Origin of the sequence: Streptomyces sp. HUAS YS2 (assembly GCF_033343995.1) — a bacterium.
GTDB classification, from domain to species: Bacteria; Actinomycetota; Actinomycetes; order Streptomycetales; family Streptomycetaceae; genus Streptomyces; species Streptomyces solicathayae.
In genome coordinates this window covers 7,738,455-7,764,976 of the sequence record NZ_CP137573.1, presented here as the reverse complement: position 1 = coordinate 7,764,976, position 26,522 = coordinate 7,738,455, and the positions used below count along the sequence as shown (strand labels likewise).

The 26,522-nt window shown below is 72.4% G+C and carries 30 protein-coding genes; 16 read left to right on the top strand and 14 right to left on the bottom strand.

All coding sequences use genetic code 11. From position 1 onward, the window contains the following. Positions 1–124 precede the first annotated feature (124 nt). Positions 125–877: an MBL fold metallo-hydrolase gene (locus R2D22_RS35560; protein WP_318109415.1), complete on the bottom strand. Its 753-nt coding sequence runs from the start codon at positions 875–877 to the stop codon at positions 125–127. Between the two features lie 208 nt (positions 878–1,085). Here R2D22_RS35560 and R2D22_RS35555 point away from each other — a divergent pair, with 208 nt between their 5' ends. From R2D22_RS35555 to R2D22_RS35545, 3 genes are all read left to right on the top strand, one after another. Beyond that, positions 1,086–1,424 (top strand): lysine transporter LysE, encoded by a 339-nt coding sequence (locus R2D22_RS35555; RefSeq protein WP_318109414.1) that lies wholly within the window; start codon positions 1,086–1,088, stop codon positions 1,422–1,424. 108 nt (positions 1,425–1,532) lie between these two features. Further along, positions 1,533–2,789: an FUSC family protein gene (locus R2D22_RS35550; RefSeq protein WP_318109412.1), complete on the top strand. Its 1,257-nt coding sequence runs from the start codon at positions 1,533–1,535 to the stop codon at positions 2,787–2,789. 208 nt (positions 2,790–2,997) lie between these two features. Next, the gene (locus R2D22_RS35545; RefSeq protein ID WP_318109411.1) at positions 2,998–3,900 is read left to right on the top strand and encodes a poly(ethylene terephthalate) hydrolase family protein; all 903 of its coding nucleotides are present in this window, start codon (positions 2,998–3,000) and stop codon (positions 3,898–3,900) included. Between the two features lie 30 nt (positions 3,901–3,930). On the opposite strand, the gene R2D22_RS35540 is transcribed toward R2D22_RS35545, so the two are convergent. Continuing rightward, on the bottom strand, positions 3,931–5,109 hold the full coding sequence (locus tag R2D22_RS35540; RefSeq protein WP_318109410.1) for a PucR family transcriptional regulator: 1,179 nt from the start codon (positions 5,107–5,109) through the stop codon (positions 3,931–3,933). A gap of 106 nt (positions 5,110–5,215) precedes the next feature. Between R2D22_RS35540 and R2D22_RS35535 the strand changes: the two genes are divergently transcribed. From R2D22_RS35535 to R2D22_RS35490, 10 genes are all read left to right on the top strand, one after another. After that, complete coding sequence (locus tag R2D22_RS35535) at positions 5,216–5,362, top strand: hypothetical protein (protein ID WP_318109409.1); 147 nt, start codon at positions 5,216–5,218, stop codon at positions 5,360–5,362. Then, complete coding sequence (locus R2D22_RS35530; protein ID WP_318109408.1) at positions 5,359–6,795, top strand: carboxylesterase/lipase family protein; 1,437 nt, start codon at positions 5,359–5,361, stop codon at positions 6,793–6,795. The genes R2D22_RS35535 and R2D22_RS35530 overlap by 4 nt, the downstream gene beginning before the upstream one ends. 133 nt (positions 6,796–6,928) lie before the next feature. After that, the gene (locus tag R2D22_RS35525; protein WP_318109407.1) at positions 6,929–7,255 is read left to right on the top strand and encodes a hypothetical protein; all 327 of its coding nucleotides are present in this window, start codon (positions 6,929–6,931) and stop codon (positions 7,253–7,255) included. Next, the gene (locus R2D22_RS35520; RefSeq protein WP_318109405.1) at positions 7,252–7,536 is read left to right on the top strand and encodes a hypothetical protein; all 285 of its coding nucleotides are present in this window, start codon (positions 7,252–7,254) and stop codon (positions 7,534–7,536) included. The genes R2D22_RS35525 and R2D22_RS35520 overlap by 4 nt, the downstream gene beginning before the upstream one ends. A 78-nt stretch (positions 7,537–7,614) precedes the next feature. Then, positions 7,615–8,745 (top strand): hypothetical protein, encoded by a 1,131-nt coding sequence (locus tag R2D22_RS35515; RefSeq protein ID WP_318109404.1) that lies wholly within the window; start codon positions 7,615–7,617, stop codon positions 8,743–8,745. Positions 8,746–8,868: 123 nt separating this feature from the next. Beyond that, positions 8,869–10,131, top strand: coding sequence for a sensor histidine kinase (locus R2D22_RS35510; RefSeq protein WP_318109402.1), 1,263 nt, complete (start codon positions 8,869–8,871; stop codon positions 10,129–10,131). After that, entirely contained in the window at positions 10,128–10,793 is a 666-nt protein-coding gene (locus R2D22_RS35505; RefSeq protein WP_318109401.1) for a response regulator, read from the top strand. Before R2D22_RS35510 ends, R2D22_RS35505 begins: the two co-directional genes overlap by 4 nt. Before the next feature lie 361 nt (positions 10,794–11,154). Further along, positions 11,155–11,994, top strand: a complete 840-nt coding sequence (locus R2D22_RS35500) for a transglycosylase SLT domain-containing protein (protein ID WP_318109399.1) — start codon at positions 11,155–11,157, stop codon at positions 11,992–11,994. Between the two features lie 156 nt (positions 11,995–12,150). After that, entirely contained in the window at positions 12,151–12,519 is a 369-nt protein-coding gene (locus R2D22_RS35495; protein ID WP_318109397.1) for a hypothetical protein, read from the top strand. A gap of 120 nt (positions 12,520–12,639) precedes the next feature. Beyond that, entirely contained in the window at positions 12,640–12,882 is a 243-nt protein-coding gene (locus tag R2D22_RS35490) for a hypothetical protein (protein ID WP_318109396.1), read from the top strand. Between the two features lie 6 nt (positions 12,883–12,888). Here the strand turns inward: R2D22_RS35490 and R2D22_RS35485 are convergent, their stop codons facing one another. Both R2D22_RS35485 and R2D22_RS35480 read right to left on the bottom strand, forming a co-directional pair. After that, on the bottom strand, positions 12,889–13,323 hold the full coding sequence (locus tag R2D22_RS35485) for a VOC family protein (RefSeq protein ID WP_318109395.1): 435 nt from the start codon (positions 13,321–13,323) through the stop codon (positions 12,889–12,891). Positions 13,324–13,336: 13 nt separating this feature from the next. Next, positions 13,337–13,720, bottom strand: a complete 384-nt coding sequence (locus R2D22_RS35480) for a VOC family protein (RefSeq protein ID WP_318109394.1) — start codon at positions 13,718–13,720, stop codon at positions 13,337–13,339. Between the two features lie 113 nt (positions 13,721–13,833). Between R2D22_RS35480 and R2D22_RS35475 the strand changes: the two genes are divergently transcribed. Next, positions 13,834–14,097 carry a hypothetical protein gene (locus R2D22_RS35475; RefSeq protein ID WP_318109393.1) on the top strand — a complete coding sequence of 88 codons (264 nt, stop codon included), beginning with the start codon at positions 13,834–13,836 and terminating at the stop codon, positions 14,095–14,097. A gap of 35 nt (positions 14,098–14,132) precedes the next feature. Here R2D22_RS35475 and R2D22_RS35470 read toward each other — a convergent pair whose 3' ends face one another. Both R2D22_RS35470 and R2D22_RS35465 read right to left on the bottom strand, forming a co-directional pair. Further along, on the bottom strand, positions 14,133–14,573 hold the full coding sequence (locus R2D22_RS35470) for a nuclear transport factor 2 family protein (RefSeq protein ID WP_318109391.1): 441 nt from the start codon (positions 14,571–14,573) through the stop codon (positions 14,133–14,135). Between the two features lie 131 nt (positions 14,574–14,704). Continuing rightward, on the bottom strand, positions 14,705–15,094 hold the full coding sequence (locus R2D22_RS35465) for an SSI family serine proteinase inhibitor (RefSeq protein ID WP_318109390.1): 390 nt from the start codon (positions 15,092–15,094) through the stop codon (positions 14,705–14,707). A 335-nt stretch (positions 15,095–15,429) separates the two neighbouring features. Here R2D22_RS35465 and rox point away from each other — a divergent pair, with 335 nt between their 5' ends. Continuing rightward, on the top strand, positions 15,430–16,911 hold the full coding sequence (gene rox / locus R2D22_RS35460) for a rifampin monooxygenase (RefSeq protein ID WP_318109389.1): 1,482 nt from the start codon (positions 15,430–15,432) through the stop codon (positions 16,909–16,911). Here the strand turns inward: rox and R2D22_RS35455 are convergent. The 7 genes from R2D22_RS35455 to R2D22_RS35425 form a co-directional block, all read right to left on the bottom strand. Beyond that, on the bottom strand, positions 16,908–17,483 hold the full coding sequence (locus R2D22_RS35455) for a TetR/AcrR family transcriptional regulator (protein ID WP_318109388.1): 576 nt from the start codon (positions 17,481–17,483) through the stop codon (positions 16,908–16,910). The genes rox and R2D22_RS35455 overlap by 4 nt on opposite strands. 101 nt (positions 17,484–17,584) lie before the next feature. Next, positions 17,585–18,232 carry a DUF4232 domain-containing protein gene (locus tag R2D22_RS35450; RefSeq protein WP_318109387.1) on the bottom strand — a complete coding sequence of 216 codons (648 nt, stop codon included), beginning with the start codon at positions 18,230–18,232 and terminating at the stop codon, positions 17,585–17,587. A 135-nt stretch (positions 18,233–18,367) separates the two neighbouring features. Next, positions 18,368–19,135 (bottom strand): NPP1 family protein, encoded by a 768-nt coding sequence (locus tag R2D22_RS35445; RefSeq protein ID WP_318109386.1) that lies wholly within the window; start codon positions 19,133–19,135, stop codon positions 18,368–18,370. Positions 19,136–19,242: 107 nt separating this feature from the next. Continuing rightward, positions 19,243–21,213, bottom strand: a complete 1,971-nt coding sequence (locus tag R2D22_RS35440) for an oxidoreductase (protein WP_318109384.1) — start codon at positions 21,211–21,213, stop codon at positions 19,243–19,245. Positions 21,214–21,248: 35 nt separating this feature from the next. Further along, a complete protein-coding gene (locus R2D22_RS35435) occupies positions 21,249–22,136 on the bottom strand; it encodes a TetR family transcriptional regulator C-terminal domain-containing protein (RefSeq protein ID WP_318109382.1) in 888 nt (295 codons plus the stop codon). Then, positions 22,133–23,527, bottom strand: a complete 1,395-nt coding sequence (locus R2D22_RS35430) for a flavin monoamine oxidase family protein (protein WP_318109381.1) — start codon at positions 23,525–23,527, stop codon at positions 22,133–22,135. Before R2D22_RS35430 ends, R2D22_RS35435 begins: the two co-directional genes overlap by 4 nt. Positions 23,528–23,620: 93 nt before the next feature. Then, entirely contained in the window at positions 23,621–24,241 is a 621-nt protein-coding gene (locus R2D22_RS35425; RefSeq protein ID WP_318109380.1) for a TetR/AcrR family transcriptional regulator, read from the bottom strand. 134 nt (positions 24,242–24,375) lie between these two features. Here R2D22_RS35425 and R2D22_RS35420 point away from each other — a divergent pair, with 134 nt between their 5' ends. After that, positions 24,376–25,935: an APC family permease gene (locus tag R2D22_RS35420; RefSeq protein WP_318109379.1), complete on the top strand. Its 1,560-nt coding sequence runs from the start codon at positions 24,376–24,378 to the stop codon at positions 25,933–25,935. Between the two features lie 3 nt (positions 25,936–25,938). Here the strand turns inward: R2D22_RS35420 and R2D22_RS35415 are convergent, their stop codons facing one another. Beyond that, the gene (locus tag R2D22_RS35415; RefSeq protein WP_318109378.1) at positions 25,939–26,448 is read right to left on the bottom strand and encodes a GNAT family N-acetyltransferase; all 510 of its coding nucleotides are present in this window, start codon (positions 26,446–26,448) and stop codon (positions 25,939–25,941) included. Between the last annotated feature and the right edge of the window lie 74 nt (positions 26,449–26,522).

Genomic DNA, 26,522 nt, shown 5'->3' with positions numbered 1-26,522 from the left:
TCCCCCTTTGTCCCGTGGCCCCGGAAACAGTCTGACCGTTCGAGCGCGAGCAAATAAGTACTCAAAGTCCCGTTTAGTCGAATTCGTATGATTTTTAGACGGTCGGTGACCCGGGGACGTCGCGCTACAGCTCGATCCGCTCTCCCGGCTCGAGCCTGTGCAGCCGGTCCGCGATGCCCGCCCGCTCGAAGGCCGGCCGGAGGGTGTCGGGCCCCTGTGTGAAGTGCGCCCAGTGCTCGAAGTGCAGCGGGACGACATGCCGCGCCCCGAGGATCTTGGCCGCCTCGGCCGCGGCGTCGCTGGAGAGGGTGAGGTCGGCGTCGCCGACGAGGGGCGTCCGCGCCGCGCCCGCGAACAGGACGGCGATGTCGACCGGGCCGAAACGGTCGGCGATCCGGCGCACCACGTCCAGCGAGGCGTTGTCCCCGCTGACGTACACCGTCGGCAGGTCGTCCCCCTCGATCACGAACCCGGTGACCTCGCCCACGAGGTGCTCGCTTCCGTCGGGCCCGTGCTGGGCGGGGACGCCGGTGACACGTATGCCGTTCCCCAGGTCGTAAGTCTCCCAGTTCGGCAGCGCCCGCACGGGGGCGCCGATCCGCTCGCGGGCGGAGGCGGTGGACAGGACGAGCGGGGCCCGGAGGGCGTACGCCCGTCCCGCCCCGTCCAGGTTGTCGGGGTGCTGGTCGTGGGAGAGGAGCACGGCGTCGACGTCACCGACCTCGGCGGCGTCGAGGGCAGGCCCGGTGGTCTTCACCAGCGTGCGGGCACCGACCGGGAAGTCGCCGGGGGCGTCGAAGGTGGGGTCGGTGAGCAGGCGGGTGGTGCCGAACTCGAGGAGCGCGGTCGGGCCGCCGAGGTACTGAATGATCGTCATGCTCTCCCCAATTCGCGGCGCGGCCAAGGTATTCCGGGGATTCCGGCCGCCGTCGGTCCGCATTCCACCCGGCCGCTTCAGTCCGCCGTCGACTGCGGCGCGAACCACAGCGAGCAGCCGGGCGAGGAGCAACCCGCCCTCCCCCGCGCGCGTCCTTCCCGGCGGCCCTTGACGGGGCGTCACGCAGACGCGCGAGGGGGAGGACGTCGTGGGAGCCCGCAGAACCGCGAAGCGCGCCGGGAAATGGCCGGCCGAGCAGGTCGGCGAGTTCCTCGCCGAAGCGATCCTCAACGTGGTCGCCTGCGTTCTGCTCGGCAGTCTGATCCTCATCACCTATTTGAGCTGGACCTGGAGCCCGCGGCTGACCGTCGCGGGCTTCGGGCTGTTCGGGCTCCTTCTGGCGCACGGCGCGTGGCGGACGTTCCGCGCCCCCGCGAAGAGCCTCGGCTGCCGCCGTACGGCCGCTGTGACCACCGCGATCTTCACCGCCGTGGCCGCGACGGCCTTCTTCCTCCTGGCCTTCGCCGCGGACTGCGGCTGCCTCTGACCGGTGCGGGTCACGCGTCCCTCCGGGCCGTTACCGCGGGTCATCGCGGTTTGCGGGGGGCGGGGCGGGAAGGCGTCTGCGGGTGCGCCGCCCATCGGAGGAGAGTCCATGCCGCACCGTTCCGCCCCCTTCGCGCCGGCACGTCTGTGGGAGCGGTGGCGGCGGGACCCGGCGGTGGTCCAGACCGTGCGCTCCACCGCCGCGGCGACGATCTCGTACGTCGTCGCGCTCGGCCTCAGCTCCGAGCCCGCCCCGCTGACCGCCCCGCTCACCGCGCTCCTCGTCGTCCAGGTGACGCTGTACTCGACGCTCAAGACGAGCCTGCGGCGGGTCAACTCCGTCGTCGTCGGCGTGCTGATCGCCATCGCGTTCAGCGTGCTCGTCGGGCTGACGTGGTGGAGCCTCGCCCTCGTCATCCTGGCGTCGCTGGTCGTGGGGCGGTTCGTCCGGGTGGAGGAGTTCGTCCCGGAGGTGGCCATCAGCGCGATGCTGGTCCTCGGCGTCACCCAGGTCGCGGACACCGCCTGGGACCGCGTCCTGGAGACGCTGATCGGCGCGGTCGTCGGGCTGCTCTTCAACGTCGTGCTGGTCCCGCCCGTCTGGGTGGACACCGCCGGCGACTCGATCGTGGACCTGGCCCGGCAGATGCGCCGTCTGCTGCTCGACATCGGCGACGAACTCGCCGCCCCGGACGCGTTTCCTCCGCCCGGCGCGACAGACGGCCCCGTACCCTCGCCCGCGCCGGCCGAGCGGGCCGCGGCGCGGCTGCACGAGGCACGGCGTCTGGACAACGACGTCGCCGACGTCGACGCGGCGCTGCGCCAGGCGGAGGACAGCCTCCGGCTCAACCCCCGTGTGAAGGAGGGGCTGCTGCACCGCATCGTGCTGCGGACCGGGCTCGACACCCTGGAGATCTCGGCCGTCGTGCTCCGCGTTCTCGCCCGGACCCTGACCGACCTCGCCAAGCAGCGCGGCGGCACCGAACTGTTCCGCCGCGACACGAGCCTCGCCCTGGAGGAGACGCTGCGGGCCCTCGGGGACACCCTGGTCAGCTTCGCCGTCCTCGTCACCTCCCACACGAGCACCGGAGCGGAGACCGCGGAGGGCAGGCTCAGCGGCGAGCTGTCGTCGGCGCGCTCCGCCCGGAACCGTGCCGCCGGGCTCCTGCGCGAGGAGGCCCGCCACTCCCCCGAGCTCTGGCAGCTGTACGGCGCGCTGCTCGCCGAGATCGACCGCGTCCTCGACGAGCTCGACCCCGACCACCGGGGGCGCAGGCTGATGGAGGAACTCGACCGGAACACGCAGGCGCGCGAGGAGCGCCGCCGCCGCGTCACGTCCTTCGCGGCCCGCGCCCGCGGAGAGTGACCGCCGGCGGGCGGCCGCCCCCGGAGCTCGGCTTGGGCAGACGCCCAGGAAGCCCGGGGCACATCTGGGCTCCTGGGGACAGACAGGCGTTCATCGTGACCCGACCATGGCTCTGGTCACGATGCGAGGACGCGCAACGTGCGAGATCCGTGGAGGAGTTGAGATGCCAGGGAGCAGGTCCGGAAGCAGGACGGGAATCAGGTCCCGCATGTCGGGGCGAGCGCGGCGCGGGCTCGGCGGGCTGCTGGCCGCCGCCGTGCTGACGGTGTCCGCGGGGCATGGAGCCGCCGGGGCGGCCTTCCCGAAGGAGACGGCGACATCGATCGGAACGGTCGAGTCGTCGGGAACCGTCCCGGTCGTCGGCACCGACTGGGGCGCGCCCGGGCCGTACGCGGTGAGCGTGGAGATCGAGGCCGTGCACACCTTCTACCGGCCCCAGGACCTGGGGCGGTCGGGCGAAGTGCACCCCGTGATCATCTGGGGCAACGGCACCGGCGCGCTGCCGGGCGTGTACGGCTCCCTGCTGCGGCACTGGGCGAGCCACGGCTTCATCGTCGCCGCCGCGAACACTCCCACCTCCAACTACGCGATCAGCATGCGTCTGGGGATCGACGTGCTGGAGCAGCGCAACGCGGACAGTTCGAGTCCGTACCACCGTAAGGTCGACCTCGCCCACATCGGCTCTGCCGGCCACTCGCAGGGCGGCGCCGCCGCGATCAACGCCGCGATCGACCCGCGGGTGGACACCGCCGTCCCCATCCAGCCGGGGCCTCTGACCGATCCGGATCTCATGGACGAACCGGTCTTCTACCTGGCCGGGCAGCGCGACCTCACCGTGTGGCCGGCCCTGGTGCGCGCCATGTACCAGGACTCCGGCCATGTCCCGGCCGTCTACGGGGAGGTCCGCGGCGCCGGGCATCTCTCCTCGATCGGCGACGGCGGAGACTTCCGCGCCCCTACCACCGCCTGGCTGCGCCACTGGCTGATGGGCGACACGGCCGCCGGCCGGATGTTCTTCGGCCCCGGCTGCGGCTACTGCGCCGACACCGCCCTGTGGTCCGACTGGGATCGCAACGCCAAGGCCCTCCAGGTCCCGGCAGTCACACCCTGAGGCAGGGGTGCACGGCGGGACGCCCGCCGCTCACCCCATCGTCTCCAGCGCGCGCAGCGCCAGGGCCCAGCCCAGTCGGGCCTCGCCGGACTCGGCCGACCAGCCGGTCAGTTCGGCGACCCGGCCGATGCGGTTGAGCACGGTGTTCCGGTGGCAGTACAGCCGCTCCGCGGTCCGGGCGGCCGAGCAGCCGGTGTCCAGCCAGACGCCCAGCGTCTCCAGCAGGACCGGCCGCTCGGAGCCGCTGCGCAGCACCCCGTCGAGATAGCGCAGCACGGTACGCTCCGCGATCTCCCGGTCGGCGCCGAGCGCCGCGTGCACCAGCCGCTCGTCGAGCTCGGCCACTTCCGAACCGCCCGGCGGGAGTGTGCCGAGCGCCCGCGCCGCCAGACGCAGCCCCTGGTCGGCGAGGGCCAGCTCGTCGAACGGCGGCGAGATCCCCGCCGTGCGGCCGAGGCTGTCGCGCAGTGTCGCGGCGAGCGTCCCGGAGCCGGCCGGGCCGAGCCGTACGAGGCCGGCGAGCCGCTCCCCGCGCGGCCGCCAGAACGACCACAGCCCGGCGGCTTCGAGCGCCGGCGCGGGGTCGGCGGGCGAGGCGGGGTCCTGGGCGACGACGACCACCGCGTACCGCTCGCGCGCCGGTACGCCGAGCGCGGTGGCCGCGGCGAGCGTCACCGCCGGGTCGCTTCCCCGGCCGTCGAGCAGCGCCTCGAACAGCGCGCCGCGGCGGGAGTCCTCCCGGTGCTGGAGTTCCAGCGTGGTGAGCCGGTACGAGTCCGCCATCACGGTCGAGAAGCGGTCGATGGTCTCCCACACCGCGCCGGCCATGTCCCCGACCATGCGCTGCTCGGCCGGCGAGCGGTCGCGCATCCGGTCCGCCATCGCCTGCCAGATGACCCGGCCGCCGCGGCGGTACGCCTTCAGGACGGTGGCCAGCGGCATGCCCTGCTCGGCACGCAGCCGTCCGGTCTCGGCCGCCGCGGCCTCGATGTGGCAGTCGCTGGACGGCAGCCCGCCGAGGTCCTTCAGCGCCAGCTCCACGTTGCTGCGGCAGGTGCCCCGGAGGTCCGTGTGCGACACCGGGCGTCCGGAGAAGTACAGCGGGCTGTGCGCGTGGATGTCGGCGACCAGATCGTCGGTGAGCCGGTCGAGGTCGCCGAGCAGCGTCATGGCCATCTCACGGCGCAGGGCCTGATCCTCCTCGCTCATGGCCGCAGGTTAGGCGTCTGCACCGCCCTCTGGGAAGTTCCGGGGGCCGGTGCCCAGGCCGCGGGGCCGAACGCTGGGCGTCCGCACAGGGCCGTAGGCCGGGACGGTGTCCGATACTGAACGCCCGCTCGTCCCGTACGCGCACCTCCTCATGCTGTACGCCGCCCCCTGTACCGAGGACCGCCACATGCAGCCCAGCACCGCCGCCACCCCGCTCCCCGCCGAGCGCACAGCACGGGAGACCCGGGCATGACCGTCGTCGACACCGCGTCCGGCAAGGTCCGGGGCGTCCGCGAGGAACACGCCACCGTCTTCCGCGGCATCCCGTACGCCGCCCCGCCCTTCGGTCCGCGCCGCTTCCGCGCGCCGCAGCCGCCCGAGCCGTGGCAGGGCGTGCGGGACGCCGCGGACTTCGGCCCGACGGCGCCGAAGCACCCGTACGCGCCGCCGCTCGACGCGCTGCTGCCCGACCCGGACGTCCCGGGCGAGGACTGCCTGAACCTCAACGTCTGGACGCCGTCCCCGGGCGACGGTCGGCTGCCGGTCATGGTGTGGATCCACGGCGGCTCGTTCTGCCACGGTTCCAACTCGGTCCCTGTGTACGACGGCACGGCCTTCGCCCGCGACGGCGTCGTCCTCGTCTCGGTCAACTACCGCCTGGGCGTGGAGGGCTTCGCCGTCCTGCCGGACGCGCCCGCGAATCTGGGGCTGCTCGACCAGGTCGCCGCGCTGGAGTGGGTACGCGACAACATCGCCGCGTTCGGCGGCGATCCGGACCAGGTGACCGTGTTCGGCGAGTCGGCCGGCGGCATCTCCGTCGCGGCGCTGCTCGCCGCGCCCCGGGCGGCCGGTCTGTTCCGGCGGGCGGTGGTGCAGAGCGGCGCGCCGATGGCGGTGCCACCCGGCAAGGCCCGGCGGACGACCCGGGCGATCGCCGGGCGGATCGGCGTACCGGCGACGGCCGAGGCGCTGCGGACGGTGCCCGTCGCGCGGACCGTCGAGGCCCAGCGGCAGGTCCTCGCCGGCGGCAACCCGATCACGGGCGGCGCGGGGTTCCACCCGGTGGTCGACGGCGACCTGCTCCCGAGAGACCCGATGGCGGCGCTGGCGGACGGTGCGGGAGCGGACGTCGATGTCCTGATGGGGACGACCACCGAGGAGTACCGCTTGTGGTTCGTCCCGAGCGGCCTGACCGAACGCGTCGGTCCGCTGATGCTGCGTCTGGCGATGCTGCGCAAGCGGGTCCCCCGGGCCGCCGCCCGGCTCTACCGCGCGAACCGGCCGGGGGCGACGCCCGGCGAGATCCTCGGTGCCCTCGCGACCGACCTGCTGCTGCGCATCCCGCAGAACCGGCTGGCGGACGCCCGCCCCGCGGGCCGCACGCATCTGTACGAGTTCGCCTGGCCCACCGACGTCCGCGGCCTCGGCGCGTGCCACGCCCTGGAACTCGGCTTCGTCTTCGACACCCTCGGCTCCTCCGCCGTACAGGCCCTGACCGGCCCGGACGCCCCGAGGGACCTGGCGGACGCGATGCACGCCGCCTGGGTCGGCTTCGCCCGCACCGGCGACCCCGGCTGGTCGGCCTGGGACCCGACCCGACCGGTCATGACGTTCGGCAGCGGCCCCGATGCCGCGGCGCGGCTCGTGCACGCCCCGAGGGAGGCGGAGCGGAAGCTCTGGCGCTGACGGAAGCTGACGGAAGCTGACGGGTGTCACGGCGCGTACGGGACTCTGCGAATTCCGCCGCGCCCGGCCCCTCCCGTACGGGGGCGAACGGCGCGTACCGTGAGGGGTGTACGAGCACGGAGGAGGTCCTTCCATGAGCGCACTGTCACACGGGAGCCAGGCCGCGGCGTACGCCTCGCCGTACCGGATCGAGGTGCACGAGGGTCCGCAGACCCTCGCCGAGCTCCGCGCCGCCCTGGCAGTCATCGACGCGGCCGAACTGGTGGCCTTCAACGCGAAGCTGGACGCGGCGCGGTTCGGCGCCGAACACTCCACGGTCATCTCCGAGGCCCGTCACCTCGTCGCCCTGCGGACCCGGCCCGAGGTCCGGGCCGCCGTCCGCGCCTCCCTCGCCGGTGACGTCGAGCTGATGAGCGCCGAGGACCTGTGGGCCGAGGTCGACAAGGGCACCGCCGCGTGACCCACTGGATCGTCCAGGTGCCCCGGCGCCTCTACCCGGAGTTCGCGCACCTCTCCCCCGGAGGCCGACGCGCCGTGCACGACGCGCTCGCCCGGCTCGCCGAGGATCCGCGCGACGCCGCGTCGACGGCCGAGCCGGTGAAGGGCGCCGAACTCCGCCGCTTCGTCAGCGAACCGGCCACCGACACCGGTGACCGGATCACGCTCCTCTACCGCGTCCACGAACCCAAGGGCCGGACACCCGGCCGGGTCGAGATCATCTTCCTCCTGGCCGGTCCGTGATCCGTATGTGATCGTCGCCCCGTACTCTCCACCCCACCAGGGGATTCACGGGGTGCACGACCGAGGGTGGGGGCCGTCATGACGTACCGGCGCGCGGCGATACCGGCACTGGCCGGAGGGCTGTTGCTCACGGCGCTGCTGTGGTGGGCGGGGGCGAGCGTCCAGGCGCTCCGTCTGCAGGGTACGAGCGACGTGCTCGGCGGACGGACCGCCGCCGAGCTCGAACACTGGCTCGTGCCCTGGTCGTACGATCCCCCGGCCGCGCTCCCGCTCGGCGCGGAACCGACGGGTGGGGTCGGGGACTCGGCCGGGACCGGCACCACCCGCTACCGCTCGCTCTACACCACCGGCATGCAGATCCGCTTCGGCGCGGTCTTCGCGTTCTTCCTGCCCGGGGCGCTGCTGCTGGTCCGCCGGCTGCCTCCGGTGTCCGGCCGGATGCCGGCGACGCTGCTCGCGCTGTGGTCGTGGGGCGCCGTGGCCGGGACCCTGGCGGTCACCGTCTCGGCGCCGTGGCTGATCGCCTCGCAGGGGCACGGCAGTTACCGCTTCCTGCCGCAGCTGGCGAGCGCGATCTCGGCCGGGCGGCAGATCCTGCTGGCGACCGCGCTGGTCGCGGCGGCGGTGACGGTGCTCGTCGCGTGGGTCAGCGCGAAGGGCGCCGGTCCGCTGCCACGGACGGCGGTCCCCGCCCGCGCCGCGCGCCTGGCCGCCGGCGCGGGAACCGCCGTGATCGCGCCGTCGTCGGTGGTGCTCTCGTACCAGTCGGTCGCGGCGTCGATCCAGACGTTCTCCCCCGACGGCGGGCTGCTGGCCGAGCCGGGCGACCTCGTGCGCCAGTGGCTGCTGCTGGGCGCCTGGTCCGGCCCGGCCGGCGCCCCGCTCGGCGAGTGGCTCCTCTACCGCGCCGCCGACGTGCTGCTGCTCGCCGTCGTGTGGTGGGCGCTGCGGCTTCTGCCCGGGCTGCTGACCCGGGCCACGGTCCCGGCGATGGCGCTCGGCGCCGTCGGCGCGACCGTACTGGGGCTGCTGGCACAGCAGTTGGTGCGGATCGCGCTGGACGACACGGGGATGCAGTACGGGCTCGTACGGGTGTCCGCCTCCCTCGGGAACGGCATCCCGGCCGCGCTGACCTGCGGGCTGGCGGCGGGGACGGTTGCGGCCCTGACGCTGCGGGCGGCGCTGCGCGGCGCGAACGACGGCGGTTGACGACGGTGGTTGGTGGCGGCGCCTGGCCGCGGTTCGCGACGGGTGCCGACAGGGGCGGACTGGCCTGGGGGCGTAAGCCCACGGGCCGATGCCGCACGGAGGACGGCCGCCTAATCTCGCGGCATGGACACCACACCCACCGCCACCGCCACGCGGCCCGCGCCTCCCCGTCCGCCCCACGGCACGCATCCCGAAGGGGCCGCACGGGCGTTGACACGGTCGGCGACCGCGGCCTGGGCGGGCGGGGTCCTCTATGTCGTCCTGCTGCTTCTGCTGCTGGGGGGCGCGCCGCGGTCCTCGCCCACGTACCACGGGGTCGCCTCGTTGCTCGCCGCGAGCCTGCTCGTCGGGGTGCTGCGACGGACGCCGCTGCTGGCCCTGGTACTGACGCTTCTCGGGGCCACCGCCGTGGTGGTGCTGCCTCCCCGCCCGAACGTCACGAGCGTGGCCCTGGCGTACCAGGGTGAGTTCCTGTCGTTCCTCGCCGTGGACCTCGTGCTCGGTTGCGTCGTGGCCACGCGCAAGCGTGGTACCGCGATCGCCGCCGTCACCGCCTCGCTCCTCGTACAGCTCCTGCTCGTCGGCGGCTTCGCGCACGGCGAGAGTCTGACCGTCAACGCGGTGATCACGGTCCTGGCGATGGCCGCGTCCTGCATGGTCGGACTCCTGGTCCGCGAGCGCCGCGAACACGCGACGGCGCTGCGCGCCCAGGAGGTTTCCGAGGCCGTCACCGCCGAACGGCTGCGGATCGCACGGGAGTTGCACGACATGGTCGCGCACAGCATCGGCATCGTCGCCATCCAGGCCGGGGTGGGCGGCAGGGTCATCGAGACGCAGCCGGCCGAGGCCCGCGAGGCGCTGCGGGTGATCGAGGCGACCAGCAGGGAGACGTTGTCGAACCTGCGGCGCACGCTGGTGGCCCTGCGCAAGGCCGCCCCGGGCGGGGACGCGGACGGCGAGGCGTCGCTGGCGCCCTCCCCCGGCCTCGCGGACCTCGACGCGCTGGTGGCGGCGACCGTGGACGCGGGTCTGCGGGTCGACGTGCACCGCAGCGGGACGCGGCGTCCGCTGCCGGCCGACGTCGACCTGGCCGCCTACCGTATCGTCCAGGAGGCGCTGACCAACGTGGTCCGCCACGCGGGCGCCGGGCATTGCCGGGTGACGGTCGATCACGGGGACGAGGAGCTGACGGTGGAGATCGTCGACGACGGGCGCGGTGCGCCCGAGTCCGGCTCGGCGCACGGCTTCGGCATCGTCGGCATGCGGGAGCGCGTCGCCCTGCTGCACGGCCGGCTGAGCGTCGGGACGCGCCCCGAGGGCGGTTTCCGAGTGGCCGCGCGCCTGCCGCTGCCCGCGTCCACCGACGTCGCCGGGGAGGGCCGATGACGGTCCGTGTCCTGCTCGTGGACGACCAGCCGCTCGTACGGTCCGGGCTGCGGGTCCTCATCGCCGACCAGCCCGACCTGGAGGTCGTCGGTGAGGCCGGCGACGGCGTGGAGGCGGTCCGGCTGGTCGGCGAGCTCGGCCCCGACGTCGTGGTCATGGACGTCCGGATGCCCGGCATGGACGGCATCGAGGCCACCCGCCGGATCATGGCGGGCCCGACGCCGACCCGGGTCCTCGTCCTCACGACCTTCGACGAGGACGACCACGTCCACGGCGCGCTCCGGGCGGGCGCGAGCGGCTTCGTCGTCAAGGACATGGCACTGGACGACATCCTCGCGGCGGTCCGCGTGGTCGCCGCCGGCGACGCGCTGCTCGCACCGGGCGTCACCCGTCGCCTGATCGCCGACTTCGCCGGACGCCCCGCGTCGACCGGCGCCGCGCCCTCCCCGCGCCAGGTCGCGGGCATCACCGAGCGGGAGCGGGAGGTGCTCACGCTGGTCGGCCGGGGCCTGTCGAACACCGAGATCGCCGAGGACCTCTTCATCACGGTCGCGACCGCCAAATCGCATGTGTCGCGCCTCCTCACGAAGCTCGACGCGCGGGACCGGGTCCAGCTGGTGATCACGGCGTACGAGCTGGGGCTGGTAGCACCGGGGGCGTGAGCGCGACCCGAGACACCGAGGACCGGCTTAAAGGGCACCGAATCGGACGAATTCCACATCACCGCCGCATATCCGATTCAGCCGATTAGCACCCATTCGAAATCGGGGCAAACGGCACACCTCACCACCGGTGACGCGAGTCACAGCCACACAGGGGAACGATCACGCGAGGCCACTTCCGCCCCACCCCGCAAGGAAGTTCAGGAAACGCGAACCGGGCAAAGCAGACCTCTCCGGCATTCGATCTTTATTTCCATCGCTTGTTCTTGTCGACATTTCTCGCCTACGGTCACGGCTCATCGAGCGGCCAGTCGGAAATGGCCCCCATGATTCCGTGCAACGCGCCGGAGAGGAATTCACCATGTCTGCATCCGGGAAGCACAGGCGCCCCAAGCGGCGCTCCCTCCGTCGCGGCACGGCGCTGGCCGGTATGACCGGCACGGCGCTCGCCCTGCCGCTGACGGCCTCGGCCGACGCCCAGCCGCTGCCGCAGACCGCCGCCGCCGCGGTGAGCCACGCCCCGGTGAAGTCCGCGACCGCCGCCGCCGCGCTTCCCGTCGCCCGGAAGGCCGCCCCCACGACCTACACCGTGGAGTCCGGGGATTCGCTTTCCCTCATCGCGCACGAGTTCCGTCTCCCGGGCGGCTGGCAGGGCCTCTACCGGAAGAACCGGGCCGCCGTGGGTGACAACCCGTCACTCATTCACCCCGGCCTGGAATTGACGATCCGCGGGAAGAAGTCGGCGAGCGGCAAGGCGAGTTCCGGCCGCCCGAGCGCCGACCCGGCCCGGGCGAGCCGCTCCGAGCAGCGCGCGAAGCCCCAGGCGCAGAGTGCCGCCCCGGCCGCGGCACCGGCCGCCGCCCCCGCCAAGAAGACGTACAGCAACGACCTCGACGGCTGGATCCGGGAAGCGCTCGACGTCATGGCCGCGCACGGGATTCCCGGTACGTACGACGGGATCCACCGCAACATCATGCGCGAGTCCTCGGGCAACCCGCAGGCCGTCAACCTCTGGGACAGCAACGCCGTTGCCGGCACCCCCTCCAAGGGCCTGCTCCAGGTGATCGACCCGACCTTCGCCGCGTACCACGTCCCGGGCACGTCCATGGACCCGTACGACCCTGTCGCGAACATCACCGCCGCGTGCAACTACGCCGCGGACCGGTACGGCTCGATCGACAACGTCTTCGGCGCCTACTGATTCCGCCTACTGATACCGAGGACGACGGAAGTCGCCCGCGTGCGCGTCCGCCCACGAGCGGAACGTGCGCGCGGGCGTCCCCCGTGCGAAATATTCCGTCCCACCGTGAGCCTCGTCGTGGCACGATGTGCGGCATGACGACGAACCCAAGGGGCCATGCCGCGTAGCCGGCCGCGCCACATCCGGGCCGACGCGTTCCGCCGCCCGCCGCACGAGACACCGCAGGCCATCAACGGCCTGTCATCGCGCGCGCTCTCCGAGATCCACCACCTCGAGCGCACCCGCAACTACCTCCGCCCAGGAGACGTCGCCGCGGCGGTACGCCGCTGGCAGACCTACGTCCGCCTCCCCGAGCGGGAGCTCTGGCACGACCACGAGTGGGGCAACACCCACTGGGACTGCTGCGACAACGACCCTTTCGAGGCCCGCGCCCTCCTGGACACCGTCCTCCAGGCCCTGACCCCCCGAAGCGCCCGCCAACTGAGACAACTCATCACCCGAGCCGACGCCCTCTGGAACGCGTGACGCGCGCTGCGAGGGCGCGCTCGTCGTGTGAAGCTGGAGGTGCTCAAGCGGGGATGCGGCGTCGATGGCCATGCCTGCCCCCGCTGCGGTACCGGCGCTCGCCCGAACGAGGAGGCGATCATGGCGGAGCAACGCACCAGGAGCGACACCGTCCCGGAGGAGTTCGACGGACTGATCGCGGAGTTCCGCGGTCTGCTCCAGAAGTACCCCGACGCGGTGCAGCACTTCTCGCTCGCGTACCACCCCGCAGGCCATGGGCAGGATCCGGATACGCCGACGACGGTGTCGTTCACTCAACCCGTCTTCGAATGCTCGGAGATCGAGCCCGGTTTCGTCGTGTGCGAGCGCGTCGACGAGCAGTGACGGCACTCAGTCGAGGCAGAACTCGTTGCCCTCGATGTCCTGCATGTTGATGCACGACTCGTTTTCCTCATCGGCGTACAGCGTCTTCAGGTGCACCGCGCCGAGTGCGACCAGTCGCGCGCATTCCGCCTCCAGGACGGCGAGGCGTTCCGCGCCCACGAGTCCCGTGCCGGCGCGCACGTCGAGGTGCACCCGGTTCTTGACGATCTTTCCTTCGGGGACGCGCTGGAAGAGCAGGCGGGGGCCCACGCCCGAGGGGTCGCTGCACGCGAAGTAGCGCACCTGGTCCTCAGGCGGCAGCGAGCCGTGGTACTCCTCCCACGTGGCGAAGCCCTCCGGGACGGGCGGTACGACGTACCCCAGCACCTCGCACCAGAAAGCGGCGAGACGCGCGGGTTCCGCGCAGTCGAAGGTGACCTGGACCTGCTTGATCGTTGACATCGGCGCGCCCTCCTCAGGACTTCGTCGCGGCATGGTCGGACTCGCTGCGCAGTACGCAGAACTCGTTGCCCTCCGGGTCGGCGAGGACCGCCCAGCCCGAGCCGTCCGGGTTCCGGAGATCGGCGACGAGGGTCGCGCCGAGGCCCAGCAGGCGCTCCACCTCCTGCTCCCGCGTGGTCTCGGGGCGCAGGCACAGGTGGATGCGGTTCTTGATCGTCTTGGGCTCGGGGACCTGGTTGAAGTACAGCGCCGGGCCCTCCGCCGGCAGCACCGCGGCCTCCCGGACACCCGGCTTGTCGTCCGGGTCCAGGGGGCGGCCGGTCACCGCGCTCCAGAACCGGGCCAGCTCATACGCATCCACACAGTCGATCGCAACGTTCTGCACCACGGAAACCATGCGCGTGATCATTGCTCACTTCGACGCCGGGTGCCACCGCGTTGTCAGAGCCCCCTCGTAACGTCGTGAGCAAGGGTCGGCACCGTGCCGATCCACCGGCGCAGGGAGTGGTCATGGGTGAGATCAGTGTGAATCGGCAGAACCTCAGCCGGCTGCTGTCCGACAGCGCGCAGAGCCAGGGCGTCCCCTACCAGCAGGCCTTCGCGGCGATCGCCGCGTCGTACCGCGGCCGGCCGCCGCACGAGATCGTGCCGGCGCTCAAGGACGCCGCCGACCGCGCACTGCTCGGGTTCACCTGGAGCGATCTGCGCGAGCAGGCGGAGGCCATCAGCAGTGGACGGCCCTACACCCTGCGCGTCACGGTCACGGGCCGGTAGGAGTCACCGAGCCGTGGCGTGCGACCTGACGGGGGTCAGGGAGTGCACGCCTCGGCGATCGAGACGCTGTTCTCGTAGAGGTGGTGCCTGGTGATCCGGCCCTGCTCGACGGTGAGCCGCAGCGCGAACGGGCCCTCGAAGGACTTGCCCGTCGCGCGCACGGTCCCCGAGAGGTGCCCCATCAGGACGGCGTCGGTGCCGTCGACGAGCATCGTGTCGACGGAGGCCCGCGCGTCCTCGGCCACCGTGTGCGCGGCCAGCTCCGTGAACTGGGCGGCGCATTCGGCGCCGGTGGAGCGCGGGCGGATCCACGGGACGGCGGGGTTCTCGGCGAGCAGCCAGTCGACCTCGTCGGCGAAGATCGCGACGAGCCGGTCGACGTCCTCGGCCATCCGGGCGTCCAGGAACTCCTGGACCGCGCGGCGCGTGGCGTCGGTGACGGAACTCGCGGTGGTCTCGGTGGACTTGACGGTCATGGTCGCTCCTCGTGCCGCCCGGGTGCCGGGACCCCCTGGCCGGGGGTCCCGTTGACCTGCACCACGTTGCCGCAGCGAGCGACCGGGGTCGATGACGTCAGGGGTAATGGCCGGGCCTCGGCCGGGGTGCGTCAGAAGACGAAGAGGGAGGCGGTGTCCGCCCGCATCATGCAGCCGTTCTCGTACGAGCGGGTCCAGTCCACCGGGATTCCGCGGTAGGTGCCCTTCGCGGTGGCGACGACGGGATCGTTGCTCGACAGACAGGTACCCGAGTCGGCCGGCAGCGCGTACAGCACGTCGAGGACGCCCCCGACCGCCTGCAGGTCGGCGCACGCCGCCTCCCGGTGCGGATGGCCCACGCCCGGCTCCCCCGGGCACGACAGCACCACCTCGTCGGACCACGAACCGTCGACCGACGCGACCGTGAGGACGAGGTGCGCGACCTCGGGCCGGCCGCTCGAAGCGGCCGTGGTGCCGAGCACCGCGAGGGTCGCGAGCAGCGAAAAGATCGTCTTCTTCATGGCCGACTCAACGAGAGCGGGCCGGACAGGTCACCCGGCCCGCCGCAGGCATGCCACGGCCCCACCGGACGGGGGAACCGGTGGGGCCGTGGAGCCCGGGGAACGGGGGAACCGGGCTCTTCCGCGAGTGTGGCACGGGTCGGGCCGGATGGAGCCCCCCGTGCGCGCTCCGCGTACGCCCGCTGTGGCACCGGCGCGAAAAACAGCAATGGCAAGGAGGTCGATCTCTCCTTGCCACTCTCAACTTATAGCGCACCGGGGGGCTTGCGGCAAGGCCCCCATGGTGCCGCACACTTCTGTACCTAAGGCCAGGACCTGCGGAAATAGGTGTTGTGATGATCGATGTGATCGTTGTCGGGGGCGGACCGACGGGGCTGATGCTGGCCGCGGAGCTGCGGCTGGCGGGGGTCGGTGCGGTGATTCTCGAGAAGGAGACCGAGCCGACCCAGCAGTCCCGGGCACAGGGTCTGCATGTGCGCAGTATCGAGATGATGGACCAGCGCGGCCTGCTGGACCGGTTCCTCGCGCTCGGCAAACAGTTCGCCGTGTCCGGCTTCTTCGCGGGGATCCAGAAGCCGTGGCCCGAGCAGCTGGACACGGCCCATTCGTACATCCTCGGGATCCCCCAGGAGGTCACCGAACGGCTGCTGGCCGAGCACGCCGTCGAGCTCGGTACGGAGATCCGGCGGGGCGTCGAGGTAGTCGGGCTGAGCCAGGACGACGACGGGGTGCGTGTCGAGCTGGCGGACGGTACGCGGCTGCGCTCGCGCTACCTCGTCGGCTGCGACGGCGGCCGCAGCACGGTGCGCAAGCTGCTCGGCGTCGGCTTCCCCGGCGAGCCGGCCAGGGTCGAGACGCTGCTGGGCGTGATGGAGATCGCCGTCTCGCAGGAGACGCTGGACGCCGCGGTGGCGGAGGTCCGCAAGACCCAGCACCGGTTCGGCGCCATGCCGCTCGGGGACGGGACGTACCGCGTCATCGTGCCCGCCGAGGGTGTGGCCGAGGACCGCGCGACCGCGCCGACCCTGGACGACTTCAAGCGGCAGCTGCGGGCGTACGCGGGCACGGACTTCGGCGTGCACTCGCCGCGCTGGCTGTCCCGGTTCGGCGATGCCACCCGGCAGGCCGAGCGCTACCGGGTCGGCCGGGTGCTGCTCGCCGGTGACGCGGCGCACATTCACCCGCCGACCGGCGGTCAGGGCCTCAACCTCGGGGTCCAGGACGCGTTCAACCTCGGCTGGAAGCTTGCCGCCGAGGTGGCCGGCCGGGCGCCGGAGGGGCTGTTGGACAGCTATCACGCCGAGCGGCACCCGGTGGCCGCCGTCGTGCTCGACAACACCCGTGCGCAGATGCACCTGATGTCCCTGGACCCGGGCGCCCAGGCGGTCCGCCGGCTGGTGTCGGAGCTGATGGACTTCGAGGAGGTGAACCGGTACCTGATGGAGAAGATCACCGCGATCGGGGTCCGGTACGACCTCGGCGAGGGGCATGAACTCCTCGGCCGACGACTGCGGGACGTGAAGCTGAAGCAGAGCGGCCGGCTGTTCGAGTTGATGCACGGCGGCCGCGGGCTGCTGCTCGACCAGACCGGGCGGCTTTCGGTGGCGGGCTGGGCGGACCGGGTCGACCACGTCGTCGACGTCAGCGAGGAAGTGGACGCGCCCGCGGTGCTGCTGCGGCCGGACGGCTACGTGGCATGGGTCGGCGACGACCAGCAGGAGCTGCTCGCCGTACTGCCGAAGTGGTTCGGCGCCGCCACCGAAACGGCCACCGAGACCGCCACCGACACCGCGACCGGGGAGGCCGCCGCGGGCTAGCCGAGCAGCCACTTGCGGGTCAGTTCCAGGACCTGGGCCCGGGTGCGCGGGCCGTGGTCCGCGGCGATGAAGTGGTTGCCGATGCGGAGCGAGAAGGCGATCAGGCAGCGGGCCTCGACCTCCGCCTCGTCGGGGCAGAAGGCGCCGAACAGGGAGCGCATGTAGGCGATGCGCCGGTTGTCGACGCGGCGGAGGCGTTCCGCGACGTCCTCGTCGCGCCGGGCCCAGTCACGGATCGCGAGTTCGACCGCGGTGCCCCGCGCCGGGGAGTCCGAGGGGCCGGCGGCGTCGGCCGAGCCGACGATCGCGAAGAGGCGTACCAGCTTCTCGCGGGCGTCCCCGCCGTCGGCCTCCACCTGTTCGATGACCGTGTCGGTGACCGCGTACTCCCAGGCGTCGAGCATCTCTGTGAGCAGCGCGCCCCGGTTGCGGAAGTACCCGTAGAAGCCGCCCTTGCTGACGCCGAGCGCCTGCGCCAGGGCCTCGATCCGGACGGCCTCGGGACCACCGGCGGACAGCGCCCGGAGCCCTTCGTCGATCCACCTGCCGCGCGGCGTACGGGCCGTCGCCATGTTCCTTCTCCCGTCGCGAACGCCCATCGGTACGGGTGCGTACCGATGGGCCTGGACCTGCCTGTACGGCATCGTATAGAAGGGATCCGGCGACGCCCGCGTCAGCTGAGGGCGTCCTCCGCGTTGGTGAACCAGGCGGTGACCGAGTTGTTGTCCGGCGAGACGTACAGGCCGGGGGTACTGGCCTTCAGCGGGGTCTGCGTCAGGTCGGACTCGGTGTTCATGGTCATCGCGATCGAGTTGACGGTCTTCCCCCTGCCGTCGTCGAGGCCGCCCATCAGGCCGGCGTACGCGGACTGGCCGGGTGCGAGCCTGATCGCGTCCTCGATGGCGGGGGCCGTGCCGCGCTCGGTGGCCTGGCCGTCGAGGTCGCCGAAGGTCACGACGGGGTGGCCCAGCGCCTTGCAGGGCTTCGTGCCCTTGTTGGTGATCTTCAGCAGGTAGCTGCTGGTCGTCGGCTCCGCCAGGTTCGCGGTGAACTTCACGTCGAACGTGCTGCAGGGGAACACGTCGTAGTCGGGATCCGTGGACTCCTTGCCCGGCGTCCCCGCCGTCTTCGACGGCTTCGGCGCCGGGGCCGGCGGCTTCGAGGCCGGGGCGGAGGGCTTCGTGCCCGGTGCGGTCGGCTTCGCCGACGCCGTCGGGCTCGCGGCGCCGCCCGCCGCGTCGTCCCCGCCGGGGCCGCAGGCGGTCAGGGTCAGCGCGGAGATGGCGGCGAGGACGACGGTGGCTCTCAGTACGGTGCTCATGGGCTGTTCCCCCGATGCTCGAGCGCGGGTGCGCTGGACTGAGCATCAGCTTCTCTCAGAAACTTCACAGCTTCGTGACGGAGTCTTGCCGAGTCCACCACGGTCCGACCGCATCAGGGGGCAGTTGTCCTCGTGTCAGGCGTACGGGTCGAAGGGGATGCCGGCGGGCTTCGCCTTGGCGAGGTGGTTGGCGAAGGTGCTGTCCTTGAGTCCGAAGACCGCGCTGCCGAAGTCCGCCTGGGTGAGCTTGTCCCGGATTCCGGCCGGGTAGCCGTTCCAGCCGACCAGGGCGGGGAACTGCCAGGTGTGCTGGTGGTTCTCGGGCGGCTCGTCGTTGGAGTTGGCGGGGCGGAAGCAGTGCGTGCTGATGCCGTCCTTGTGGTAGACGATCTTGGGATGGGTGCCGTCCCAGCGGATGCGGTCGCGGGTGTGGATGTCGAAGTTGCCGTGGGCGGACGTGGAGACGTACTGCGCCTGGCCGTCCCGGACCCAGACCACGATGTGCTCCCAGTCGTGGCGGTGCCCCCCGAGGCTGCTGCCGGGGACCGCCTGGTCCTTCTCGAAGTACAGGCCGTAGATGACGGCGCACCAGCCGTTGTTGCACTTGGAGCGGGAGTACCCGTTCGTATTCGTCAGGTCCCAGGCGTCACGGCACTGGCCGTTGAGGGCGCCGGACGGCTTGAGGCCGCCGTTGAGCGTGCCGTCGGGGCCGATGGCGGGCGTGGGGTAGCAGCCGTCCGTGTCGTAGTCGTACGCGGGCTGGAACGTCTGATCCAACCCGTCGGCGTTGGCGGGCAGGGCCGTCGGCGGGGCGGCGAGGGCGCTGCCGGAAAGGGCGACGAGCAGTGCGACGGAGGTCGAGAGGGTGAAGGCGCCCCGGGCCAGGTTTCGCCTTGTCTTCAACTGTGTCTCCTCGGTCGGATGGGACGGGCCCCGAGCATGGCGCAATTGGCATGGGCATTCCAAGCCCTTGTCCTTCCGCCCGTCGAATCGCGAGGCAACCGACCGGGCTACAGGGCCGATGCCGCCGTCAGACCTTCCAGCACCGCCTCCTCCACCGTCCTCGGCGCGACACAGTCGCCGACCGCCACGACCCGTTCGGCCACGCCCTCCAGTACCAGCGCGTCCACGTCGAAGTCCGTGACCGGCGTGTGTCCTTGGGCCAGGACGACGGCGGCCACGCCCTCCAGCAGGACCGGTTCCTCGGTCAGGGTGTGCTGGAGGTAGACCGTGTCGGCGTCCGCGCCGTACAGCCGTACGTTCGGGACGATCTCGACGCGCGCCCGCATCGCCTGGGCCAGCATGGCGGCGCGTACGTACTGCTGCAGGTGCTCGCCCGCGGCGAAGCCGGTCACGCACAGCGTCACCTTGCGCCCCTGGCCCGCCAGTCGGAGCGCGACGCCCAGCCCGATCCAGTCGCCGCGCCAGTCCGCCACCACGATCCGACCGCGCGGGACCTCGGCACCGCGGATCACCGACCAGGCGTCGAGCACCACCGGGTCGTCCATCAGCTCCAACGACGGGCGCCGCGGCCGCGCGCCGGTCGCCAGGACCACGACGTCCGGTGCCGCGGCCGCGAGCGCCGGTACGTCGATCCGCGAGCCGGTCACGACCCGGACGCCCGCTCGACGCGCCTCGCCCTCCAGGTTGGTGACCACGCCGCCGAACTCGGCCCGCCCCGGAAGCAGTTCGGCGAGCAGCACCTGCCCGCCGACGCGGCGGTCCGCCTCGTGGAGTTCCACCTCGTGACCGCGTCCGGCCGCCACCGCCGCCGCCTTCAGGCCGGCCGGGCCGCCGCCGACCACCAGCACCTTCTTGCGTCGGGTGATCAGGGGGAGGGCGGCGAAGCGGCGCTCCCGGCCCGTCTCCGGGTGCTGGATGCAGGAGATGGGGTGGCCGAGCTGGAAGTGGCCGATGCACGCCTGGTTGCAGCCGACACAGGCCCGGATCTCCTCGGCGCGCCCCTCGGCGGTCTTCGCCGGCAGCTCGGGGTCGCAGATCAGCGCCCTGGTCATGGCGCAGGCGTCGGCCCGGCCGTCGGCGATGATCTGCTCGGCCTCCTGCGGCTGGTTGATCCGTCCCGCGACCATGACGGGGACGCCGACCACGGCGCGCACCTTGCCGGCGAGCGGTGCGGTGTAGCCGGCGGGCCGGAACATGGGCGGGGCGATGTGCTCGGCGCCGGACAGACTGGACGAACTGCCCGCGCACACCGAGACGTAGTCGAGCAGGCCCTCCGCGTCGAGCCGTTCGACCGTGTCAAGGACGAGCGCGGTGTCGAGGCCGTCGTGGCTGTGTTCGTCGCCGGAGACGCGCAGGCCGACGGCGAAGCCGGGCCCGGCCTGTTCCCGGGCACCGCGCAGCGCCTCCCGCAGGAACCGCAGCCGGCCCTCGGATTCGCCGCCCCAGCCGTCGGTGCGGCGGTTGACGTGCGGGCTGAGGAACTGCGCCGGCAGGTAGCCGTGACTGGCGACGATCTCGACGCCGTCGAGCCCGGCCTCGCGCAGTCGGCGGGCCGCCTGTCCGTAGCCGGCGACGACCTCGCGGATCTCCGACTCGGTCATCGCCCGCGGCATGACGTGGAAGCGCTCGCTCGGTACGGCCGAGGGCGCCCAGGCCACCGGCGCGGTGCCGTCCTTGGACTCCAGGATCTCCCGGCCGGGGTGGAACAGCTGGCCGAAGATCTTCGTCCCGTGCCGGTGCACCGCCTCGGCGAGCCGGGCGTAGCCGGGGACGCAGGCGTCCTCGGTGGCCATCAGCACGTGGTTGGTGTACCGGGCGGACTCGTGGACACCGGAGACCTGGAGGACGATCAGGCCGACGCCGCCGGCGGCCCGGGCCTCGTGATAGGCGATCAGGTCGTCGGTGACCGCGCCGTCCCTGGCCAGGACCGTGTCGTGACCGGAGGACAGGATCCGGTTCGGTACGACGATCCCGCCGATGCGCAGCGGGCTGAGCAGGTGCGGGAAGCGCGCGGTCATGAGGGTCCTCTTCCGTACGAAGGCCTGAGGGTGCGTCAGCGGAGTGAGAGGTGCGGTTCGAAGGCGTCGAGGAGCAGTTCGCGCATCCGCGGCACGGACATGTCGCCGTTCCCGGCCAGCACCTGGATCGCCAGGCCGTCGGCGAGGGCGGTGAACCTGCTGGTCAGCGCCTCCGGGTCGGCGTCGGCGGCGAGGCCCTCGTCCTGGCAGGCATGCACCAGATCGAGGACGGTGCGCCGCCAGCGCGCGTAGCTGTCGCGCTGGCCCTCCCGCAGGTCGGGGTCGAGGATCGCCTCGTTCCACGACTGCACCCACACCGACCATTCGTCGTGGTCGTCGTCCGCGCTGACCAGCTGGACCTCGATCAGTCGGCGCAGCTTCTCGACCGGTCCGTCGGCGTCCTGGAACTCGGCCTCCAGGCGTCGGTGCAGCCGGTCGGCGTAGTGGTGCAGTGCCGCGCGCAGGGCGTCGCCCTTGGTCGGGAAGTGGTAGTGGATCGTGCCGGTGCTGGTTCCGCAGGCGCGGGCGATGTCGGCGACCCGTACGCGGTGGAACCCACGGCGGGCGATGAGACGGGCCGTCTCCTCCAGGATCTGGGCGCGCCGCGCCTCCGCGTCCAAGGCGTCGGCGCGGCGGCGCACGTCGGTCGCCGCCGGGGTCGCGGGCGCGGCGGGAGACTTGCCCTGTCCGGTACGGAGGTACCGCAGGGACACCTTCCCGGCCCGTGCGATGGCGGCGAGTTCGCGGTCGGTGAGGCGACGGCTGCCGTTCAGGGCCTTGGACAGCGCGGTGGGGTCCATGCCGATGCGTACGGCGAACTCCCGCTGGCTCGGCGCCGCCGACCGCACCACCAGACGCGCCCGGTCGGCCACCGCCCGCGCATCCGTCCCGGTCCCCTCCCCCACCTGGCCCTCCGTCGTCATCGCCCGCCCTCCGCGCGCAGGGCGGACAGCACCTCGTCGGCCGCCCGGTAGCCCGACGACACGGCGCCGTCGATGTAGCCGTTCCACTCCGACGCGGTCTCGGTGCCGGCCCAGTGGAGCGGGCCGGTCGGCTCCCGCCAGCCGTGTTCGCCGTGGGCGCTCCAGCCCCCGGGGGTCGCGTAGGCCTCGTAGCCGCCCCGGGCGTACGGGTCCTGGGTCCAGATCTTCTCCGTGTAGCCGTGCGGGTCCCCGGCCCGCGGTCCGGCCACGGCGACGAGGCAGGCGAGCACGGCGCTGCGCCGCGCGGCCTCGTCCAGGCCGGCGAAACCGTCCAGCCGGTCGCCGTACACGAAGCCGACCAGGACGCCGTGCGAGGCGTCGTCCGGGGAGTTGTCGAACACGACGCCGACGGGTCCGTCGTCGTACAGCGTCGCCACGCCGGACAGTCCCGACTCCCGCCAGAACGGGGTGTCGTAGACCGCGTGGATCTTGGCGACGCGCCCCATGGGGCTGTGTGCCAGCCACCCGTCCCGGCTGTCCGGCAGGGCCGGCGCGAAGCCCACGGCCCGCACGGCGTGCGGGGGCAGGGCCACGATCGCGCGGCGGGCGCGCAGCACGCCGTCCGGGGTGTGGACGCGCACGCCGTGCGCGTCGTACTCGATCGCCCGCGCCCGGGTGCCGAGCCGTACGCGCTCCCCGAGCAGGTCCGCGACGGCCCGGGCGGGGCCGGCCGCACCGGTGACGAACCGGCTGTCCTGGGCGCAGTCGCGGGTCTCCATCAACTGCTCGTAGCCGCCGGCCGCGGCGATGTAGAAGAGCACGTGGAAGAAGGAGATCTCGTCGGGTTCCGCGCACCACAGTCCCTGGACGGTGAGTGCCAGCCTGCGCCGGGCGGCCGGGTCGTCGGTCGCGGAGCGGAAGAAGGCCTCCGCCGTGCGCGCGTCCCATTCGGCGAAGCGCGGGGTGCGCCAGGGCCGGACAGTATCGACGGTTTGGGCGAGTTCGTCGAGGACCTCGGTGACCCGGACGTACTCGGCGATGCCGGGGCCGTCGGTGGGCGCGGCACCGGTGTACGGGACTCGGGCGCCGTCGTGCCAGATCTCGATGTGGCTGCCCTTCTCCCAGGTCGGGAACGTCGGGCAGGCGAATCGCGCGGCGAGTTCGACGAGGTGCCGCTGGGTGGGACCGACCCACTGGCCGCCGTGGTCGACCGTCACGCCGTCCGGCCGGACCTCGGTCAGGACCCGGCCGCCGACCCGGTCGGCAGCCTCGATGAGGGTGAAGTCGACGGCGTGGTCGTGGAGTCGGAGCGCCGCGGCCAGCCCGGCGTACCCGCCGCCCACGACGACGACCTCGGATTCGATCAGACGCTTCCCGCTCTGTCTCTCCATGGCCCGAGAGGATGGAGCAACACTGACGGGTGCGTCAATGGTTGCGGCGGACGTGGTTCCCGACGCGGCGGGGGTACTGGGGGTGTTCCCGGCTCAGCGAGAGGTCGTCAGGGCCTCGTGGTCGACGCCGAGTTCCCGTACGAGCGCGTCGTCCACCCACTCCAGCATCGTGGCGCGGGCGAGCGGCCCCCGGTACGAGGTGGTCTGGACGGCGAGGCCGTCGAGCAGCGCGGTCAGGCGCACGGCCGCTTCGTCCGGGCGGTCGCAGACGAACTCGCCGGCGGCCACGCCCTCCGCGACGACCTCGGCGATCGCGGCCTTCCACTGCTGGTCGAGGTCGTGGGTGACCTTCCGCAACGCGGGTTCGCGCAGCGCGGCCGCCCAGCCCTCGATCCACAGCCGCCAGCCCTTGGCCTGGCCGGTCGGCGCGTACCAGCGCACCGCCGAGCGCAGCCGGCGCGTGGCGCTGGTGCGGGGCTTGCCGAGGAGGGTGCGCAGCTTGGCGAGGTCTCCCTCGGCGGCGTGGGCGAAGGCCTCGGCGACGAGAAGTTCCTTGGTGGAGAAGTGGTAGAGCACCAGGGAGTTGCTGACGCCGAGCTCCTTGGCGACGTCCGCGATGCGCACGTTGCTCACCCCGCGGGCCTCGATCTGCTCGACGGCGACGCGCAGGATGTCCTCGCGCCGCTCCTCCACGCTCATCCGGACTCTGGCCACGACTTCACCCTACACAGGCCTTGACAGTGCCGTGTGGCCGGGCTCACAGTGCTGGCTACTGACTGGCCGTTCAGTCAGATGAAGTGCCGCTCCTGTACGAGACCCTCCCCCGTGCCGCCGTAGGAGTCCGCCCCGTGACCCAAGCACCCGTCACCTCCAGCAGAGCCCATGAGCCCGCCCCCGAGACCCCCGACCTCTCCGAGGGCTGGGACGAACAGCGCGGCAGGCTCCGCAAGGAGCTGCGCCGCTTCGACGTCCTGCTGTTCCTCATCTGCACCCTCGTCGGCCTCGACACGATCGGCTCGGTCGCGGCGCAGGGCCCGCAGGGCCTGACCTGGATGGCCATTCTCGCGCTGTTCTTCTTCCTCCCGTACGGGCTCCTGGTCGCCGAACTCGGCTCCGCCTTCCCCGTCCAGGGCGGCCCGTACGTGTGGACCCGGCTGGCCTTCGGCCGGCTCACCGCGGGCCTCAACCAGATCCTCTACTGGATATCCAACCCGGTCTGGGTGGGCGGCAGTCTCTGCATCATCGCCCTGACCACCTGGGAAGAGTTCTTCACCCCGCTGCCGGGCCTGTGGAAGTACGCCGCCGGGCTCGTGTTCATCTGGGGCGGCGCGCTCGCCGTCGTCCAGTCCGTGCGGGTCGGCAAGTGGGTGCCGATCGCGGGGGCGATCGCGCGGATCGTGCTGCTCGGCTTCTTCCTCGTCTCCGTCGTCGTCTTCGCCCTGCAGAACGGCGTGCACGCCCTCCCCGCGAGCGAGTTCACGCCGACGTACGCCGGATTCGTCGCCCTCGTGCCCGTCCTGATCTTCAACTACGTCGGCTTCGAACTGCCCAGCTCCGCCGCCGAGGAGATGCGCAACCCGCGCCGCGACATCCCGCTCGCGATCCTCCGCTCCGGCCTGGCCTCCCTGCTGCTGTACGGCGGCCCCATCCTCGGCATCCTCTTCGTCCTGCCGAGCGAGCGGATCGGCAGCCTCGGCGGCTTCATCGACGCGTGCAAGGCCGTCTTCACGGTGTACGGCGGTTCCATCGCCGCCGACGGCACGGTGACCCTCACCGGAGCGGGCGCGGTGCTCGGCGGGATCGCCGCGGCGGGCCTCATCATCGGCCTGCTCACCTCCGGCGTGACCTGGGCGATGGGCGCGCACCGCGCCCAGGCGGTGGCCTGCGCCGACGGTGCCGGGCCGGCCTGGCTCGGCACCATCTCCGAGAAGCACGGCACGCCGGTGCGGGTGAACCTGCTCTCCGCGGTCCTCGCCTCGATCCTGCTCGTTGTCGCGCTCAACCTCACCGAGGGCGACGGCGAGAAGTACTTCGCCGCGGGCCTCGGCCTGACCATCTGCACGACGTTCATCTCCTACGTGATCACCTTCCCGAGCCTGCTGGTGCTGCGCCGCAAGTACCCGGACACGCCGCGGCCGTACGCCGTCCCGGGCGGGCGTGCGGGCGCGTGGACGGTCACCGTGCTCGCGACATGCCTGGTCGCCTTCACGGTGGTGGTACTGATCTGGCCGGGCTTCGGCGTGGGCTGGTTCGGGACGGAGGGCTCGGCGGCGGACTCGCTGCCGGAGGCGTTCGCCGGGCAGCGGCTGGCCTACACACTGAGCCAGGTCGTCCCGCTGCTCGTCATCGCGGCGATCGGCCTCGTCTTCTACGCGATGGGCGCGAAGACGCGCCGCACGAAGAGCTGACGCTCAGGCGGGGCGGCCGAGGGTGAGGACACGGGTGACCGTGCCGTCGTCCTCCTGGATGTCCCGCACATGACGGAAGCCGAGCCGGCCGAGGAGCACCAGGGACGCCTGGTTCTCCTCGGCCACCGTCGCGTGCACGGCCGGCAGTCCGAGGACGTCGAAGCCGTAGTCGGCCAGCGCCCCGGCGATCTCCGTGCCGAGCCCGGCACCCCAGCTGTCGTGGGCGAGCGCGTAGACCAGTTCGTGGCCGTCGACGTCGTCCGTGCGCTTGAGCTCCGCGTGGCCGACGAAGCGGCCGTCCCGGCGCACCGCCCAGACGTCGAACAGGTCCTGGGCGTACACCTTGCTGAAGATCCGCCCGAACAGGGCCCGTTCCTCGGCGTCGCCCCGGGGCGCGTTCCCCATCCACCGCGCGACGCGCTCGTCCGCGAACAGCCCGACGAAGTGGTCCTCGTCCTCGGGGCGGTAGGGCTCCAGGAACAGGCGGGCGGTGCGCAGCGTCGACGTCGTCATGGAGCGTGACGGTAGGCAGGGCGGCGGATCACGACAACCGAATATCAGGCGGCGTCGAACGCGGAAGGGGCGGC

Coding starts and splice junctions, on each gene's coding strand:
- R2D22_RS35560 (WP_318109415.1), bottom strand. CDS start 877: ATGACGATCATTCAGTACCTCGGCGGCCCGACCGCGCTCCTCGAGTTC.
- R2D22_RS35550 (WP_318109412.1), top strand. CDS start 1,533: ATGCCGCACCGTTCCGCCCCCTTCGCGCCGGCACGTCTGTGGGAGCGG.
- R2D22_RS35545 (WP_318109411.1), top strand. CDS start 2,998: ATGTCGGGGCGAGCGCGGCGCGGGCTCGGCGGGCTGCTGGCCGCCGCC.
- R2D22_RS35540 (WP_318109410.1), bottom strand. CDS start 5,109: ATGAGCGAGGAGGATCAGGCCCTGCGCCGTGAGATGGCCATGACGCTG.
- R2D22_RS35530 (WP_318109408.1), top strand. CDS start 5,359: ATGACCGTCGTCGACACCGCGTCCGGCAAGGTCCGGGGCGTCCGCGAG.
- R2D22_RS35525 (WP_318109407.1), top strand. CDS start 6,929: ATGAGCGCACTGTCACACGGGAGCCAGGCCGCGGCGTACGCCTCGCCG.
- R2D22_RS35515 (WP_318109404.1), top strand. CDS start 7,615: ATGACGTACCGGCGCGCGGCGATACCGGCACTGGCCGGAGGGCTGTTG.
- R2D22_RS35510 (WP_318109402.1), top strand. CDS start 8,869: ATGGACACCACACCCACCGCCACCGCCACGCGGCCCGCGCCTCCCCGT.
- R2D22_RS35505 (WP_318109401.1), top strand. CDS start 10,128: ATGACGGTCCGTGTCCTGCTCGTGGACGACCAGCCGCTCGTACGGTCC.
- R2D22_RS35500 (WP_318109399.1), top strand. CDS start 11,155: ATGTCTGCATCCGGGAAGCACAGGCGCCCCAAGCGGCGCTCCCTCCGT.
- R2D22_RS35495 (WP_318109397.1), top strand. CDS start 12,151: ATGCCGCGTAGCCGGCCGCGCCACATCCGGGCCGACGCGTTCCGCCGC.
- R2D22_RS35490 (WP_318109396.1), top strand. CDS start 12,640: ATGGCGGAGCAACGCACCAGGAGCGACACCGTCCCGGAGGAGTTCGAC.
- R2D22_RS35485 (WP_318109395.1), bottom strand. CDS start 13,323: ATGTCAACGATCAAGCAGGTCCAGGTCACCTTCGACTGCGCGGAACCC.
- R2D22_RS35480 (WP_318109394.1), bottom strand. CDS start 13,720: ATGGTTTCCGTGGTGCAGAACGTTGCGATCGACTGTGTGGATGCGTAT.
- R2D22_RS35475 (WP_318109393.1), top strand. CDS start 13,834: ATGGGTGAGATCAGTGTGAATCGGCAGAACCTCAGCCGGCTGCTGTCC.
- R2D22_RS35470 (WP_318109391.1), bottom strand. CDS start 14,573: ATGACCGTCAAGTCCACCGAGACCACCGCGAGTTCCGTCACCGACGCC.
- R2D22_RS35465 (WP_318109390.1), bottom strand. CDS start 15,094: ATGAAGAAGACGATCTTTTCGCTGCTCGCGACCCTCGCGGTGCTCGGC.
- rox (WP_318109389.1), top strand. CDS start 15,430: ATGATCGATGTGATCGTTGTCGGGGGCGGACCGACGGGGCTGATGCTG.
- R2D22_RS35455 (WP_318109388.1), bottom strand. CDS start 17,483: ATGGCGACGGCCCGTACGCCGCGCGGCAGGTGGATCGACGAAGGGCTC.
- R2D22_RS35450 (WP_318109387.1), bottom strand. CDS start 18,232: ATGAGCACCGTACTGAGAGCCACCGTCGTCCTCGCCGCCATCTCCGCG.
- R2D22_RS35440 (WP_318109384.1), bottom strand. CDS start 21,213: ATGACCGCGCGCTTCCCGCACCTGCTCAGCCCGCTGCGCATCGGCGGG.
- R2D22_RS35435 (WP_318109382.1), bottom strand. CDS start 22,136: ATGACGACGGAGGGCCAGGTGGGGGAGGGGACCGGGACGGATGCGCGG.
- R2D22_RS35430 (WP_318109381.1), bottom strand. CDS start 23,527: ATGGAGAGACAGAGCGGGAAGCGTCTGATCGAATCCGAGGTCGTCGTC.
- R2D22_RS35415 (WP_318109378.1), bottom strand. CDS start 26,448: ATGACGACGTCGACGCTGCGCACCGCCCGCCTGTTCCTGGAGCCCTAC.